The organism is Kosmotoga olearia TBF 19.5.1 (assembly GCF_000023325.1).
In the GTDB taxonomy this organism is placed as follows: Bacteria; Thermotogota; Thermotogae; order Petrotogales; family Kosmotogaceae; genus Kosmotoga; species Kosmotoga olearia.
In genome coordinates this window covers 375,103-390,193 of the sequence record NC_012785.1, presented here as the reverse complement: position 1 = coordinate 390,193, position 15,091 = coordinate 375,103, and the positions used below count along the sequence as shown (strand labels likewise).

General features: G+C 41.4%; 15 protein-coding genes. 4 read left to right on the top strand and 11 right to left on the bottom strand.

The genetic code is table 11. The annotated features are described in order from the left end of the window. Positions 1 to 65 precede the first annotated feature (65 nt). From KOLE_RS01900 to KOLE_RS01880, 5 genes are all read right to left on the bottom strand, one after another. Positions 66 to 449, bottom strand: a complete 384-nt coding sequence (locus KOLE_RS01900; RefSeq protein ID WP_012744883.1) for a hypothetical protein — start codon at positions 447 to 449, stop codon at positions 66 to 68. Beyond that, positions 446 to 2,458 (bottom strand): ferrous iron transport protein B, encoded by a 2,013-nt coding sequence (gene feoB / locus KOLE_RS01895; protein WP_012744882.1) that lies wholly within the window; start codon positions 2,456 to 2,458, stop codon positions 446 to 448. The genes KOLE_RS01900 and feoB overlap by 4 nt, the downstream gene beginning before the upstream one ends. Next, positions 2,455 to 2,904, bottom strand: coding sequence for a FeoA domain-containing protein (locus KOLE_RS01890; RefSeq protein ID WP_012744881.1), 450 nt, complete (start codon positions 2,902 to 2,904; stop codon positions 2,455 to 2,457). The genes feoB and KOLE_RS01890 overlap by 4 nt, the downstream gene beginning before the upstream one ends. A 117-nt stretch (positions 2,905 to 3,021) precedes the next feature. Continuing rightward, positions 3,022 to 4,356 (bottom strand): MATE family efflux transporter, encoded by a 1,335-nt coding sequence (locus tag KOLE_RS01885; RefSeq protein ID WP_012744880.1) that lies wholly within the window; start codon positions 4,354 to 4,356, stop codon positions 3,022 to 3,024. A 12-nt stretch (positions 4,357 to 4,368) separates the two neighbouring features. Continuing rightward, entirely contained in the window at positions 4,369 to 5,556 is a 1,188-nt protein-coding gene (locus KOLE_RS01880) for an MFS transporter (RefSeq protein ID WP_012744879.1), read from the bottom strand. Positions 5,557 to 5,642: 86 nt separating this feature from the next. Between KOLE_RS01880 and KOLE_RS01875 the strand changes: the two genes are divergently transcribed. After that, the gene (locus tag KOLE_RS01875) at positions 5,643 to 6,281 is read left to right on the top strand and encodes an MgtC/SapB family protein (RefSeq protein WP_012744878.1); all 639 of its coding nucleotides are present in this window, start codon (positions 5,643 to 5,645) and stop codon (positions 6,279 to 6,281) included. A 45-nt stretch (positions 6,282 to 6,326) separates the two neighbouring features. Here KOLE_RS01875 and KOLE_RS01870 read toward each other — a convergent pair whose 3' ends face one another. Next, the gene (locus tag KOLE_RS01870; RefSeq protein WP_012744877.1) at positions 6,327 to 6,821 is read right to left on the bottom strand and encodes a hypothetical protein; all 495 of its coding nucleotides are present in this window, start codon (positions 6,819 to 6,821) and stop codon (positions 6,327 to 6,329) included. A gap of 178 nt (positions 6,822 to 6,999) precedes the next feature. Between KOLE_RS01870 and KOLE_RS01865 the strand changes: the two genes are divergently transcribed. The 3 genes from KOLE_RS01865 to KOLE_RS01855 all read left to right on the top strand — a co-directional run bounded on the left by KOLE_RS01865 (position 7,000) and on the right by KOLE_RS01855 (position 9,596). Then, complete coding sequence (locus KOLE_RS01865; RefSeq protein WP_012744876.1) at positions 7,000 to 8,184, top strand: ISNCY-like element ISKol11 family transposase; 1,185 nt, start codon at positions 7,000 to 7,002, stop codon at positions 8,182 to 8,184. 243 nt (positions 8,185 to 8,427) lie between these two features. Next, positions 8,428 to 8,844 (top strand): secondary thiamine-phosphate synthase enzyme YjbQ, encoded by a 417-nt coding sequence (locus KOLE_RS01860; protein ID WP_012744874.1) that lies wholly within the window; start codon positions 8,428 to 8,430, stop codon positions 8,842 to 8,844. 134 nt (positions 8,845 to 8,978) lie between these two features. Then, positions 8,979 to 9,596 (top strand): biotin transporter BioY, encoded by a 618-nt coding sequence (locus KOLE_RS01855; RefSeq protein ID WP_012744873.1) that lies wholly within the window; start codon positions 8,979 to 8,981, stop codon positions 9,594 to 9,596. A gap of 114 nt (positions 9,597 to 9,710) precedes the next feature. On the opposite strand, the gene oraE is transcribed toward KOLE_RS01855, so the two are convergent. Genes oraE through ord form a run of 5 tightly spaced genes read right to left on the bottom strand, consistent with a single transcriptional unit; the run spans position 9,711 to position 15,027 of the window. Beyond that, positions 9,711 to 11,906, bottom strand: coding sequence for a D-ornithine 4,5-aminomutase subunit OraE (gene oraE, locus KOLE_RS01850; protein WP_012744872.1), 2,196 nt, complete (start codon positions 11,904 to 11,906; stop codon positions 9,711 to 9,713). Then, positions 11,903 to 12,274: an ornithine aminomutase subunit alpha gene (locus tag KOLE_RS01845; protein WP_012744871.1), complete on the bottom strand. Its 372-nt coding sequence runs from the start codon at positions 12,272 to 12,274 to the stop codon at positions 11,903 to 11,905. The genes oraE and KOLE_RS01845 overlap by 4 nt, the downstream gene beginning before the upstream one ends. Further along, entirely contained in the window at positions 12,258 to 13,685 is a 1,428-nt protein-coding gene (gene ortB / locus KOLE_RS01840) for a 2-amino-4-oxopentanoate thiolase subunit OrtB (protein ID WP_012744870.1), read from the bottom strand. The genes KOLE_RS01845 and ortB overlap by 17 nt, the downstream gene beginning before the upstream one ends. After that, the gene (gene ortA, locus KOLE_RS01835) at positions 13,682 to 13,999 is read right to left on the bottom strand and encodes a 2-amino-4-oxopentanoate thiolase subunit OrtA (RefSeq protein ID WP_012744869.1); all 318 of its coding nucleotides are present in this window, start codon (positions 13,997 to 13,999) and stop codon (positions 13,682 to 13,684) included. The genes ortB and ortA overlap by 4 nt, the downstream gene beginning before the upstream one ends. A gap of 5 nt (positions 14,000 to 14,004) precedes the next feature. Beyond that, the gene (ord, locus tag KOLE_RS01830) at positions 14,005 to 15,027 is read right to left on the bottom strand and encodes a 2,4-diaminopentanoate dehydrogenase (RefSeq protein ID WP_012744868.1); all 1,023 of its coding nucleotides are present in this window, start codon (positions 15,025 to 15,027) and stop codon (positions 14,005 to 14,007) included. Between the last annotated feature and the right edge of the window lie 64 nt (positions 15,028 to 15,091).

The window sequence follows — 15,091 nt, the reverse complement described above, 5'->3', positions numbered from 1 at the left end:
AAACATATTACCACATAAAGTGATAAACCTGTTTGAATCTGGTTAATATGTTATTTCATGAGGGTTTAATCAAATAATTTACGCGTTGCAGCGTAGATGAAAGAGGCTACAATTCCCGAGAAAATCACGAGAATATTGGTAACCGGAATGGATAACATGCACATATTCTCCACAATTCCCGACAACCACAACCCTATGAGTATGAAGATTTTGAAGAATAAGATGAGAAAGGAAAAGAAGCTTCCAACCAGAAGATGAGCGGCTCTTCTATTGAGATTTTCGGGATTTTCCAGCAGGCCAAAGAGATAAATAGCGGCGTTTACCATGAGCATAATTGCAAACATTAAATCTTTTTCGGCGAGAAAGAAACCAAGCAGAGTATTTAGGCCAAGCAGAAAATAAAGAGTACCCATGAGCCATAATAAAACATTTATCCGGGAGTTATTCATGGGATATAACCTCCTATGAAAGAAAACAATAGAGCCATAACGTATGCCAGTGTGAAACTGTATACAACAGAGATAATAGGGTATTTTAAGCTACCTGTTTCATTTTTCATAACTACAAGAGTTGCTATGCAAGGTACATAAAGGAGAACAAATATCAAGAAAGCAAAGGCCGTAGGCGGGGTTAAACTATTAACAAGTGTAAGAGTTCCTCCACCCAGATTTGCACCGGTTGAGTAAAACATTGTGAGAGTTGAAACGATTACCTCTTTTGCCGCAATACCAAACACGAGGCTGGTAACGATTTGCCAGCTGAATCCTATCGGTCTGAAAAGAGGCTCAAGTACTCTTCCAAGCATAGCAGCATAGCTATCGTGCACATTTCCAGCTGAGGGAAAGTATGATAAGAACCATATGATGATCGATGCTGCAAAGATGATTGTTCCCGCTTTTTCAAGGAAATGCTTTCCTCTGTTCCATGTGTAGATGAGCAGTGATTTTACGGTAGGACGTCTGTAGCGCGGAAGTTCCATTATCATGGGAGCGGGTTTGCCTTTGTAAAGTAATTTATTGAAAAACAGCGCTGACAGGACCGTGAAAACGATACTCAAAATATACAGAGAAAACACAACCAACCCGGCTTTTGCGCCAAAAAAAGTTCCTGCGATCAGAACATAAACAGGCAATCGAGCGCTACAACTGATGAAAGGTGAAACAAGAATAGTGGTTATCCGCTCTTGAGGTTCGTTGATAGCTCGTGCTGCCATTATCGATGAAACGTTACAGCCAAAACCGAGAATCATGGACATAAAGGATCGTCCGCTGAGTTTCATTGCGTACATTATTCGATCTATGACGAATGCCGCCCTTGGTAGATATCCACTTTCTTCAAGGATTCCGAGAGCCAGGAAGAGAATGAAGATATTTGGCACAAAAACAAGAACAGCACCCACACCACTTATGATTCCATCGGAGATCAACGATGAAAGCCATTGAACGGGAATAAGAGACGAAAAAAATCCCGCTAACCCTTCTATTACTTCCTCAATGAGGGAAGAAAAAGGAGCTCCAAAGCTAAAGGTTAGTTGAAAGACCGAATACATTATGATCAGGAATATCAAAAGGCCAAGAAACTTATGGGTTATAACATGATCAATGGCTGTATTTAAATCCCATTTTGTTTTTGTTTTTCTGCTGTAAGCGTCTCGCAGAATTTGTTTTATAAAACGATATCGTGTTACAGCGAGTTCCTGTGAAAATTCCCTGTTGATTTCAATCCCCGTTAATTTTTGGATTTCAGTGTCACCCTCCAGGATTTTTATCGCTAACCATCTTGCATCATAGTTTTTAAGTTCTCTACGTGCAACGAGAATGGATGAAATTCGGCTGATTTCCTCTTCTAGTTCATCGTCAAAGACATAGTGCACATGTACCTTACCTTCTTTCATCTTTGACATGATGTTTTTTAACTCGGGAATACCTTCACCTGTAACTGCGGAGGTAAGGACAACGGGGATTCCAAGATGTTTTTCTACTTCTGCTTTATCTATATAGATGCCGCTTTTCTTTGCTTCATCGATAGCATTAATCACCAGAATTACATCACCGCGCAATTCTAAAACCTGGAGCAATAGATACAGGCTCCGTTCAAGGTTTATGGCATCTGAAATAACAATAACGATATCCGGAGATTCATAGAGAAGGAAATCACGGGCGATTTTCTCGTCAGGGCTTGTTGCGGAAAGTGTATAGGTACCTGGAAGGTCGGTGATTTTGAATTCTATATTGTTGTGGTACATTATCCCGATGCGCTTTTCAACGGTTACCCCCGGCCAGTTCCCGACGTATTGCCTTGCGCCGGTGAGCGCGTTGAAGATGCTGGTTTTTCCAACGTTAGGATTACCGAGCAGCGCCACCGATAAGCGTTTTGTAGGTATTATACTACCGTTATCTTCTGGAATTTTTTTTATGGGTTTGAATTTTTGCTGCGGTGATCTGTTATCTGCTTTCATTTGAACTCCTCAACAAGAATTTTCAATGCCTGACCCCTGGGCAGGACGTGTTTTTTCCCATCCAGTAATATTGTAACTTTACCGAAAGAGTTCTTCTCAACATCTATGGTTTTCTCTAGAATTAATCCAATTTGCTGCAATTTCATCAGGATTCCGCGCCCTCCAAAAATCCTGACGATCTTATATTTTCCCGGTTCAGCATAGTAAAGAGGAAATATGGAAGAATCGACCACTATTTTCGAGGCTATGTCGTTTCGTAATGTTACGGAAGATCCCTTTATCTTATAAACTACCGGATCACCCAAAGGCGCTCTTTTGAGAACCTCTATCTGTTCTCCTTCAACAAATCCCAGACCAAACAATCTTTCCCGGAGCTCAACTGGAATGTACAACTCCAGAATCTTTCCTTTCGCGCCTTCTGGAAGTTCGGATAACTTTATCTTCATTGGCATCACCTTTTTGGGCTTATTGAGAATAATTCTCAATATATTCTATCATTCTTTCGAACAGCGATATATATCACTTCTGAAAATTTGATTTAAACTTATTAAAATAACAAGTATTCAATCTATCACATTCCTTAGCCACTTTCGCGAATGGACTCTTAACATACCCAGAGAAGCTTTAAAGAGCTCCTCCGGAAGCATCATCAAAAACACAAAGGGCAATGGCCACTTGAGGACTATACCACTTAGAGCAACCAGCGGGATTCCAATTCCCCATAGACTGAAGAGTTCAAGAAACATTGCTGTTTTTGTATCTCCACCACTTCGCAGTACACCGACTATATTGAGGCCGTTGAACATTTTTACAGGCTGTGCTAATCCCACTATAATCATCACCATTACTACGGTCGATTTTATGACTTCTTCGACATTGTACATTCTTATTAAAAAGCGTGACAGCAAGATAATCCCGATTCCTGTTATTACTCCAATGACCACCATTAGATTTAACAACTTGATAGCATTCTTAAAAGCTTTTTCGTAATTTTTCTTTCCAAGCTCTGAGCCTACCATTACTACAGTTGCTGCTGACATCCCGCCAAAAATGATGAAGCCGAAGCTTTCCAGAGTGCTAACTATGTTTTTTACAGTTAGCGCTTCGGTTCCTATACGTGCCATAATGAAAGAATAGGTTGTCATGCCGACACTCCATAGTAACTCGTTCACGATTACCGGCAGAGCGACAACCATGAGTTTTCTGAAAAGAACCGTATCGAAATCCAGAAATTCATGCCTCGATATAGTTAAGGCAGTTACCGGTTTAAGCAGGACGTACAGGTAAAGAAAAAACTCTATGATCCTTGATAAAAGAGTCGCGATTGCTGCACCCTTCACACCCATTTCCGGAAAAGGGCCAACGCCGAATATAAGAAGGTAATTGCCGACGGTATTGAAAGCCAGAACCACGAAACTTATATACATTGGTATCTTTGGCTTTTCTATTGTTCGAAGTGCCATCGCCATCACAAAGGTGAACGGTATCAGAAACGTTGTAAAAGAGATTATTTTTGAGTATGCAACGCCGGCTGTTACGACGGTAATATCCCTGGAGAAGAAACTTATGATCTGCTGTGGGAAGAAGAAAAGCAACATGAAAAATACGAATCCACCCACGTAGGTTATCTTCAAAACGTGTGAGATAGTTTTTCCTATGTTTTTGAGATCTCGATTTCCCCAGTACTGTGAAATGAAAACACCAGTACCGCTGCTGGCACCAAAAAGAAAGAGTATTAAAACGAAATTTATCTGGTTCACGAGACCAACGGCAGCAATGGCAGCCGAGCCTAGTTGCCCGATCATGAGATTGTCAACGAGATTTAGGCTCATAGATATAAGGTTTTGAATGGTAATCGGCAGTGCTATGCTTAAGAGTTTTCGATTGAACTCTTTCATATTGGCCCCACTTTAGTCTTCAGGGTTTTCTCTACTGAATAACAAAACCATGGTACCACTGAAAAATGTAACTGTCATCATAAAAATGAACATAGCCGCGTAAGAATGTTCGGCGATCAAACCTGCGGTAACAGGGCCAAGCATAAAGCCAAGAGCCCTTGCCGATCTCAAGAGCCCGAGAAATTCTGCTTTCTTATGTTGGGGTGAATTCAATGTGATAAACGTTGCCGCACCATTTATAAAAGCCCCAAAAGCGACACCAAGCGAAAGATAAGCAAGGGCAACCAGCACCCAATTTTTTGACAGGGCAAAGAAGAGAGGTGTAATACCTGAAAGGTAAATACCAATCACCAGGCTTATTTTGGAACCTATCTTTCCGATAACTTTTCCGAAAAAGATGTGCGAAAAAATCTGAAGTAAAGGATTCAATCCGGATAACAGCACAGCAAGAGATTTAGAGAGCCCCACAACTTCTGTCATGTAAACGGCTATAAGAGAGGTTGTTCCTGCAATTCCGAATTGTCTTATAAAACTTCCAAGATAAACCGCCCACAGACCGTTTCTTTTCATACGATTAATGTCAAAAATTGCTGAAGGAAAGATGAAACTTCTCTTCTTTCTCCGTTCAACTTCAGGAGTGTTAGCTTTTTCAGGAATGAAAAAAGCCTGAATAAAAGCCATAAGAGAGATAGCAGAGAAAAACAAAATCGTGTTTTTCACCGAGAGCCATAGAAGCAGAACTGAAAGTGAAACCCTTCCTAAGAACATCCCTATCGAACTGGCTGAGTTTAATAGAGCTAATTCATGTGATGTTGAAACAAGAGAGCCATCTGCTAGGTCTGTACTCATAGCCATGGCTATGGGATCATAACCTGAAGAGAAGAAGGCTATTACACCTGCGATGATTATAAAAGTGTACGGAATATCCAGGATAGCGTAGATGGGATATAGCAGGGTAGGTACACCCAAACTCAATAAAAGAAAAAGTTTTCGTTCTTTAAAGTGGTCTGAAACCGCACCCCAAACGGGTGAACTCAGAGTAGTAATTGCTCCTCTGATCGTTGATAGTAAAGTAATAAGTAAAACAGATGCACCTAGCTCTCTCAATCTGAGCTGGAGAAGCATACCAAAACTCAGAACCGCCATGAATCTGAACAATGCGGTCAACAAAAGTGGTAATTTATTTCTTATAGTTGGCATTCCTAACTAATTATATCATTTGATGACCATGTTTTTTGTCTTTGATAGATTAGGTTATAATGTCTTATAAAAGGGGGTTAACAATAATGTTTATTCTGGATCTTTTTTTCAGACTTGTAGCTGCTACGATTGCCGGTGCATTCATAGGCTTTACGAGAGAAAGGATTCAAAGGCCGGCCGGGCTCAGGACTCACGCACTTATATCAGTGGGAGCGGCTTTTCTGACGGAATTATCAGTGACCGTGTTTGCTGGCAACGGTGGAGACCCTGGAAGAATAGCAGCACAAATTGTTTCTGGTATAGGTTTTCTGGGGGCTGGAACTATTTTGAAAAAAGGGTTTTCAGTGAAAGGATTAACGACCGCTGCAACTTTATGGGTTACGGCTGCAGTTGGAATGGGTTTTGGTTCTGGAGAGTATCTGCTTTCATCACTGGTAACATTGATCATCTTGCTTGTTGTGATATTTTTTAAACCAATCGATTTCCTAATAGGGAAGAAAAAATGGAAATTACTTATAGAAGCAGAGCGAAGGCCTTATTTGCTTACGGATTTGCTGGACATACTGAAAGGGTTAGAAGTAGAAGTTACCTCAATTGGCATTGATACCGAAGGAAACGAAACCTCTTTGGAGATAGGTATTCCCTATGAATCCTTAAATATATTGAAGAAAAATCTCGATAAATTGTCGAGAATTGGTGGGGTAAAATCTGTTGACGTTCAATAAGCGCTGAAAAAAAACAAAAAACGTCCGCCTACCGACGGACGTTTTTTAGAATTGATAGCCTATCTTGAATGTAAATATTTTCCCCAGTGACTCCTGGAATTCTTCCAGCTTTGCTACCGTAGCTAATTCAACAAATTTTCGTGGGCCAAAATAGAAACCTCCGCCTACCCTGAGGAATTTTGACTCGGGAACAAAACCTCCTATAGCAAGGATGGTCCCAATGTCTGCCATAGCATAGAATCTTCCAAATGGCAGTTTAACACCAGCGTATGTATACCATAGAAATCCCGGGGGTATAGGTGTGATATCACTTTCATCTGAAATAAATGCTCCAAAGATTGGTGTGGTGAGTCCGACTTTAAAGAAACGCGCAAAGTCCATTTGAAAATCAAGACCAATTACCAGTACAGTACTTACGGGTGTTGCATCAGGTTCGATAAAATAACTGGAAGCAATCAAAGTATCCAACCCTACGGAAATACCTGCCAGTGCAATAGAGGAAATCATAATAATGGAAAACACAAAAATAATTGTTCTCACAAGCACCACCTCCCGCGGTATTATAACACCCATGATGACTGGTTTAATATGGTGCGAATTGCCTCATAAAAAATCTACTCGAAAAGGGAACATTGCGTCAAAAATAAATCTACTCGAAAAAGAGGGATAATCTTCTCGAATACCAAAGAAGGTAGGCGAGAAGATGAAGAGGCTGGATATGAAAAATGTGGTGAAGGATTATTCAAAAAGGTACAGAAAAGCTCGCAAAAAAGAAAAATCCGAGATTCTAGATGAATTCACCCGAGTTACCAAGTATAATCGTAGTTACGCATCGTTTTTACTACGAGGAGCCTTGAAAAAGCGAAAGGCAACCTCACCCAGCCAGAAAAAGGGTCGAAAGAAAAAATATGATCACAAAGTCTTCGTGAAACTCGTGAAGATATGGGAGATAATGGATTTTCCATGTGGTAAAAGGCTCGAAGCAGTGATGGACGAAGTAATAGATAATCTTGTTCGTAATGGGCATCTAACATTGGCTGAAGAAACAAAGAGGAAGCTTCTCAGCATAAGTGCTTCCACTATCGACAGATTGTTATCCAGCGAGAGGAAAAAGATGGAACTCAAAGGACGATCTCATACAAAGCCCGGAACACTTCTGAAAAAGCACATACGAATAAAAACACATTACGAGTGGGACGATACAAGACCAGGCTTTGTTGAGATTGACCTCGTTGGGCATGATGGCGGGAGTGTAAGTGGTGATTTTTGCTACAGCCTCAACATGGTAGATGTAGCAAGTGGTTGGAGTGTAGTGGCACCAATAAGAAACAAAGCGCAAATCTGGACATTAAAAGCTATAATTCAGTTGAGGAAAACGCTTCCTTTCACTTTATTAGGTATTCACTCAGATAACGGATCAGAATTCATTAACAGACACCTATACCGTTATTGTGAAGATGAAGGGCTTCTATTCACCAGAACCCGGAGTTACAACAAGAATGATAATTGTCATGTCGAACAAAAGAACTGGTCTGTTGTAAGAAGAGCCGTTGGATATTACAGATACGATACAGAGGAAGAATTCCAAATACTGAAGGAGTTGTATGCGTCTCTGAATCTGTACAATAATCATTTTCAGCCAAATCAGAAAATCGTTGAGAAAATTAGAAAAGGAAACAAGGTAAGCAAGAAATACGACCGTCCTACTACACCATACGAAAGGATCATGCGATCTCCCTGGGTTGACCAAGATAAAAAAGACAGGCTTCGCAGACAACACGAAGCCCTAGACATTTACAAACTCAAGAGTATAATAACACATTTGCAAGAGCAATTACTGAGCATCCAGATTGACAAATCGAAAGGAGGGATCCTCAACTATGTCCCTCTCAATTTTAAGTAGATTTGTTTTTGAGGCGTCCATCCTATTTCAAGTAGATTTATTTTTGAGGCATTACGTGGTGAGCACATCTCTTGATAAAGTGATTCCCCAATTTTTATTCGGTGAAAACTTTGTTTTGGCTGATGACAGTTGCTGTTCTTTCGACAATCATATCCTTTAATTAAAGGTGTTTATGAGCATTTTCTCAAAACAGCATTATAATCGTTATAATATGAAAAGTATGAAAGTTAAAGGAGGGAAAATATGAAAAGTTACAGAAAAGAACTCTGGTTTCACACAAGAAAGAGAAGAGAATTTATAAATATCACGCCCCTTGTTGAGGAATGTGTTAGAGAGAGCGGAGTTAAAGAAGGGCTATGTCTGGTGAATGCCATGCACATAACTGCGAGTGTTTTCATCAATGATGATGAACCCGGGCTTCACAACGATTTTGAACGCTGGCTTGAAAAGCTTGCACCCGAAAAACCGTATTCCCAATACGAACACAATGGTTTTGAAGACAACGCCGACGCCCATCTCAAAAGGACAGTCATGGGACGTGAAGTGGTTGTAGCAATAACCGATGGAAAATTGGATTTTGGTCCATGGGAACAGATATTTTATGGTGAATTTGACGGAATGCGTGATAAGAGAGTCCTTGTAAAAATAATTGGTGAATAACCTGCGGAAAAAACCTGAAAATATTAACTGGATGGTTCTTTGATTGTAGTTTGCATCTACGGTGATGTAATCTTAAGTATGTTATATTTCTTTTTGAATGCTTCCCGAAATGTACAAATACGAGGAGGTAAATCATGCGAGGATTGGCTCTTACCGAACATTATTTTGAAGTACGACAGAAACTTTTTAAATGGCCGAGAGAACAAACGGTAACAAGAAAACTTATACTTGCTATTGGAATGGCAGCTTTGACTGGACTTCTGGCACAGGTAAAGTTTTATTTGCCCTGGACTCCCGTTCCAGCGACGGGCCAGACCTTTGCGGTTTTGATGGCAGGGATCCTCCTTGGTCGATGGTGGGGAGGAGTAAGTCAGGCTATCTATGTTACGCTCGGAGCCGCGGGAATACCATGGTTTTCAAGCTGGAGTGGAGGAATCCATCACCTTACAGGACCGACGGGTGGTTATCTCGTTGGTTTTATCTTTGCGGCTTTGTTCATTGGATATTTCTGCGACAGGTATCCAAAGTCCAGAAATTTCGTTCCTATGCTTGGATTAATGGTTGTTGCAAACTTTGTAATAGTCCATGGACTGGGACTCTGTCAGCTGGCTATTTGGCTTAATCTTGTTAAAAATAACCCTATAACAATGAAGGAACTTCTCTGGATGGGAACGATTCCGTTTATAGCTGGCGATATCACTAAAATAATTCTGGCTGCAGGGGTTGTAAAAGCAGTAACACCAAAAAAGTGAAGATAGAATTACACTTCTAGAATAATGAATTCTGTGAAGTAATTATTTGAAGATAAAACAAAGAGCTCCTCACTTAAAGTGAGGAGCTTTTTTGTATTGAGCAGGTTAAATTTTTTAATTAGAGTGCTTTTCCCTGAGTTTTTTTACAAGGAAACTCGCAACGTGAATGCCTTTGGTGCCACGACCAAATCCGCCGTCCATACCACAGCTAACAGCAAGATCGTTGTTTATCTGCGTTCCCCCGGCTATGAGAATTATTTTATCCCTGATTCCTTTTTCGATGGCGAGTTGATGAATCTTTTTCATGTTTTGTACGTGCACATCGTTGTGAGTGATTATTAAAGAAACAAGGATAGCATCAGCACCCGTCTCTATTGCAGCGTCTATGAATTTCTCCGGTGGAACGCTGGTACCGAGGTAAGTGTACTTGATCCCATATTTTTCTATTCCACCATGTTTTATGTCTAAAATCTCCCTTAAACCTACTGAGTGCTCATCATTGCCTGCGGTGCCAGCGACGACCTTTATTGGGTGTTTGGAAACATATTGGAATATTTCCTCTTCCGGGAGGGTTTCGGGTTTTTTTGGAAGCTCGAGTTCATTTCGGTTCACTTTAAATGGAACACGCGCTTTCAATTCGATATAGGTTCCCTCCACCGGATGAAGGATTGTTTTGCTTATCACTGTGGGTTCTTCCAACCCCAAACGTTTACAAATTTCAATTGCAGCGGCTTCTGCGTGAGCTTCGTCATCAGGAATAGTCATGTCTATCTGTATCCAGCCATCACCCCACCACTCTACTTCTGGACCAATGAAGCCCTTTTCTCTTTCTTCTATCACCTTCTGAATTCTGTTAGTAACGTTATCGTTTTCGTCCAGTTCATCGATAAACTGTATTTTTTCAGGGTTATGGAAAGTACAACCACCGATGAGATCACATGGTTTTTCTATACCTTCGGGGAGGTTGTTATAACCGAAATGTTCACAAACAGGAGCCATGTAATCAGGATCTCTCGGAACAACACTACCGGCTCCTATTCCACCATCTTTAGGTCTCGCTATTCCATCACCCATTCTTTCTGGGTAGTACCCGTTATCAACAAAAAAGCCCTGTTCTACCGCTTCAAAATATCCTCCTATTTCCAGTATTTCCTCCATAAAGAGTATGGCACGCATTTTTAGTTCCCTTATTCTGGGTCTAACTTCTTCCTCATTGACCTTCAGGAATTTTTTTATTCCATCGAGAGCTATAAGCGTGTGTTTTGCTGTCTCAACACCTCTTACGGAATTAATATGCCACGGCACATTTCTTCCTTCATCTGGAGTGATAGTGGATTGCAAATCTGCACTGGTCAACCTGGAGATAAGGGTATCGAGAACGTGTATTCTTGTAGCATCAAAGAGGTCGGACTCGATGTATCTGGTATTCATTTGAGCTCTGAAACGGAATCCTTTGAACAATTCTCTCACTGTAAGAGCATAAATGAAGTTCAGCTTAAATTCGGGGGCTGGAGAAACCATTGGTGGAACGGTTGAAAGAGCAATGTTTTCTTTCTTCATGCCTGCTTTTAAAGAGAACATACAGTTTATCGCATGTTGAACGATAAGTTCCGGCATCACTTTCCAGGCCATTTTGGCGGAGGCGTTCGCGTTGTGAGCCCCGTCAATCTGCAGCATATTTGCCCATGCCATTATTTTTTTCGCAACCGCAGCATCCACAAAGGATCTTATCGGGTTTATTCCTCTGTAAAGTACATTATATTGGGGATCCTGATGCGCACCGTTCACACCTTCTTCGGCAAAAAGCACAGCGATTTCAGGTCCTGCAACACCACTAACGTAGCTGTGAAAGTTTATTGGACGCCCAACTTCGTCTTCAATTATATCCAGTGCCTTTCTGCTGGCCCGTATCTGTTTTCTGGTAATAGGTACACCTCCAATACCTTCAGGTGTACCTTCTATGAGACCATCCATATGGCTCTGGCCAAGCGTACGTATGACCATGATATGATCGGCACCATGCCACGCCGCCATTCTCATCCTGCGAATATCATCTTCGAACCTCCCGGAAGCGATCTCGGAGGTTATGACCACATCGGGTTGAGGATCGATATTTCCAAAATGATGAGCAGCTGGTAGGGGAACGCTATTTTTCAAAGGTTCACTTATTTGATCATAAGTAAATTCCCCTATTTTTGTACCTTCTGGAAGTTTTTTTCTCCACGTCCAGCCTCTTCTTCGCGGTCTGTAATGTTCTAAATCTTTAAGGATCTCTTCAACATTCAATCTTTCATTTGGTGGTAAACTCATTTTGATCCCACCCCTTTGAAACTCTCTTCAACAAGGTCCCAGTACTTACCGGCTGCGAGCTCTCTTCCAGCTTCGAGAATGGATTTTCCTGTTTTTTGAGAAATGGTGTAAACGATATTACCAGCACCTTTTCCCAGTAATCCCATATCAACAACTTTTTCGACTATTGCTTTGGCTTCTAAACTATTGAAACCCATTCTCAATAGAACCGAGCGCTCAATTGATGGACTAGTGTGAGTACTGGCGAGCTTGATCAAAGGATCAACAATTTTTTCAGCGAGTTCCCAGAAATACCTGTCCAATTCTTCATCGGTCATATTCTGAAGACGCTTACTTCTTTCCTTAAAATCATCAGCTCTCTGTACCATAATCTTTGATTACCTCCTCGAAGAGAGTTTTTACGTTTTCTCTTGTTGTTTTGAGATCCTCAGCCAGAAACTCAATATCGACCTCTTCCAGGTGTTTTATTCCTCTTTTAACCAATTCTTTGATGTAGGATTTCTTCAGTTTTTGCAAATCAACATCAAGAGCTCTCAATTGTGATGGATGCTCAGGAATGACGATCCGTTTACCTGGCTTGTCAAGCTTTCGCGGATCTCCCCGTACGACCTCAACCCCCATCTTTTTAGCAAAAGTTAGTTGAGCACTTGGTAATTTTCCAGCTCCCGTGTATTCCGTTTCCTGAACCACTACGATGTTGTCTTTGGGAAGTTCTCTTGCAAGAGAAATCGCAGCGGCAAGGGATGTGTTGCCAGCAGGGCCACGTTGCATTCCTTCGAGACGTGCCAGCATCTCCGTAACGTAGAAAACTTCACCCTGAGTTACCAGTAGATATCTATCCATGTACCTCAAAGCCCTGGCGGCGTTTTTGGGAACATCAGATCTATCAGGATACACTGCAAAGGGGATTCCGAAACCTGTGTGGCCGGTTGTAAAAGACTTTCGATTGAAGTCTCTGTCACTCGCCATATGGAGGCCATGTAAGTCAACGCTTGCAGCCACGATTTTTGTGTTTTTAGCGCCTGCTTTGAGCAACCCTCTGGCAGTACCCGTCAGATTTCCACCACCAGCGTGGGTAACAACCACATAATCAGGATCACATCCAATTTGCTCACGGCACTGCAAAGCTATTTCATAACCGAGGGTTTCCACACCTGCGATTCCATATGGCGTGTAAAGTGATGCATTGAAATAACCTGTTTCTTCCAGTAATACAAGAAAATAATAGAACAATTCAGGTCCTACGGTAAGCTGGACCACTTCTGCACCATAGGTTTCACAGGCACGTCCCTTCTCGAGAATTTCAGGTTGTCCAATGCCGTTGCTGTCGTATGTCTCCTGAACAATGATGCATTTCAACCCGCGCTTGGCTGCCTGTGACGCCACAGAAGCACCATAATTACCGCTAGTGGCGGCTATGACCCCTTCATATCCAAGCTTTTTTGCCATATACACACTTACAGAAGCTCTTCTGTCTTTGAAACTACCAGATGGGTTACTTGCTTCGTCTTTGACAAATATCCTTGCCCCTTTCCCGGGTTCCGAAATGTACCTCACCAATTTGGTTATATTTTTTAATTCTATGAGGTTGGTATTTCCTACGCCTGTCTCAAGTTGTATTTTTCGTACCGTATCTATATCTAGAGCGACTTCGTTCATCATTCTTTCATAATCAAAAGCTATGTCAGAAATCGTGTATTTCCCATAATCTATCCCAACAGATTTCTTCATTATTTCGTTTTTGCGTTGCATTATGGCATCATATGACAGTTCTTTCATCTTTCATCACTCTCGCTTATTTTACGCATCAGTTCCTGAAGTTCGGCTCCTGCTTCGTCAAGCACTGAAACGTAATCACCAAAATCATGGGTATATCTTGGCTCAATATCAATTAATTGCCCTTTCACTTCGCGACCGATCGGTGTTTTTATCGTTACTAGATCACCAATTGCCGCTTTCTCATCTTGAAGATATCCCTTTACTCTCAGTTCAAAGGGAACCTTTGCAGTATCTTCGGGAACCTGTGGGGCTCTTTCGCCTGGTTTCAATATTATTTTGTGTATCTGGACCCATTGACCCCGAACGGCTTCCACAGGAATCACCTCCCAAGATCTTTAAGCAAGGTTCGCGGAACGGGAAGGTCTGCCATTGTGAGGAATCCTGGTTCGGCCTCGATAACGTAAGGAATCATGTTTGTTGCCACCGCTATCGTTCCTTTGCCCCCAGGGATTTCTGGTTTTATAGAAAGGTGTATTTCTGGATCACCGTAAATATCTATATAATCTCCAGTTTCTACACCCTCAAGCTGTGGAAGAATCTGTTGGGGATGTATCAATTCAATAACGACTTTATCGTTAATATAACCTCTCCCAATGTGCTTACAACCGGCAACCATACCGGGTTTTACATGAGCAACCGCTGTTTTCCTTTCGGTTTTCGAAATGATAGGTTCACGAATTTCTTCAATTTTGGTGAGTTCCCAACCAAGAGCGTCAGCTATCATAGCTATTGATTGCTGGAAGCCTATATGTCCAACAATGGTCCCGTTTTTTAATCCTTCTTCGAATTCCTCAGGAGTTGTTCCCACGCCCTGGGTTTCCATAACGGTCTTTCCGAATGGCGACAGATCATTTATTCTTTTTGCTTCGATTCGTTCTACATTCAAACAAGCGCCAGTCATGGCGATAATCAAAAGGTCAAGGACAAAACCAGGATTGATTCCTGTTCCTAAAATACTGATAGAATATCTTCTTGCTATGTTATCAATAATAGTAGATTCCTCAGGATGGGAATAAAAAGGATAAGCCATTTCTTCCGCTATTGTGAGCACATCCACATGGTTTATTGCCGCAAGCTCTATTTTCTCCATAACCTCTCGAACAAAAGAATTTGTTGCAATCACAACTAAATCCGGTCGAGTTTCAAGAATCGCTTTTTCCGGATCATCGTATATCTTTGCGCCTATGTTCCCGATTCCCAGAAATTCTCCAATATCTTTTCCAACAGCTTCCGGCTTCTTTTCCACGCCTCCGACAAGTTTCAGTTCTAATTTTGAGTGAATGTTCCTGGCAATGCCGCTTCCCATGGCACCCAATCCCCAAACCAAAACTCTGTACGCCATATACGACCCTCCTTATTAATTTCTATCTAGACCTTCAAATTAATCATATCAGAAAAAAAATTAC

Bases quoted from the DNA above. Each gene is read 5' to 3' on its own strand.
- KOLE_RS01865 (WP_012744876.1), top strand. From the start codon at position 7,000: ATGAAAAATGTGGTGAAGGATTATTCAAAAAGGTACAGAAAAGCTCGC.
- oraE (WP_012744872.1), bottom strand. From the start codon at position 11,906: ATGAGTTTACCACCAAATGAAAGATTGAATGTTGAAGAGATCCTTAAA.
- ortB (WP_012744870.1), bottom strand. From the start codon at position 13,685: ATGAAAGAACTGTCATATGATGCCATAATGCAACGCAAAAACGAAATA.
- KOLE_RS01900 (WP_012744883.1), bottom strand. From the start codon at position 449: ATGAATAACTCCCGGATAAATGTTTTATTATGGCTCATGGGTACTCTT.
- feoB (WP_012744882.1), bottom strand. From the start codon at position 2,458: ATGAAAGCAGATAACAGATCACCGCAGCAAAAATTCAAACCCATAAAA.
- KOLE_RS01885 (WP_012744880.1), bottom strand. From the start codon at position 4,356: ATGAAAGAGTTCAATCGAAAACTCTTAAGCATAGCACTGCCGATTACC.
- ord (WP_012744868.1), bottom strand. From the start codon at position 15,027: ATGGCGTACAGAGTTTTGGTTTGGGGATTGGGTGCCATGGGAAGCGGC.
- KOLE_RS01855 (WP_012744873.1), top strand. From the start codon at position 8,979: ATGCGAGGATTGGCTCTTACCGAACATTATTTTGAAGTACGACAGAAA.
- KOLE_RS01890 (WP_012744881.1), bottom strand. From the start codon at position 2,904: ATGAAGATAAAGTTATCCGAACTTCCAGAAGGCGCGAAAGGAAAGATT.
- KOLE_RS01845 (WP_012744871.1), bottom strand. From the start codon at position 12,274: ATGGTACAGAGAGCTGATGATTTTAAGGAAAGAAGTAAGCGTCTTCAG.
- KOLE_RS01860 (WP_012744874.1), top strand. From the start codon at position 8,428: ATGAAAAGTTACAGAAAAGAACTCTGGTTTCACACAAGAAAGAGAAGA.
- KOLE_RS01875 (WP_012744878.1), top strand. From the start codon at position 5,643: ATGTTTATTCTGGATCTTTTTTTCAGACTTGTAGCTGCTACGATTGCC.
- KOLE_RS01880 (WP_012744879.1), bottom strand. From the start codon at position 5,556: ATGCCAACTATAAGAAATAAATTACCACTTTTGTTGACCGCATTGTTC.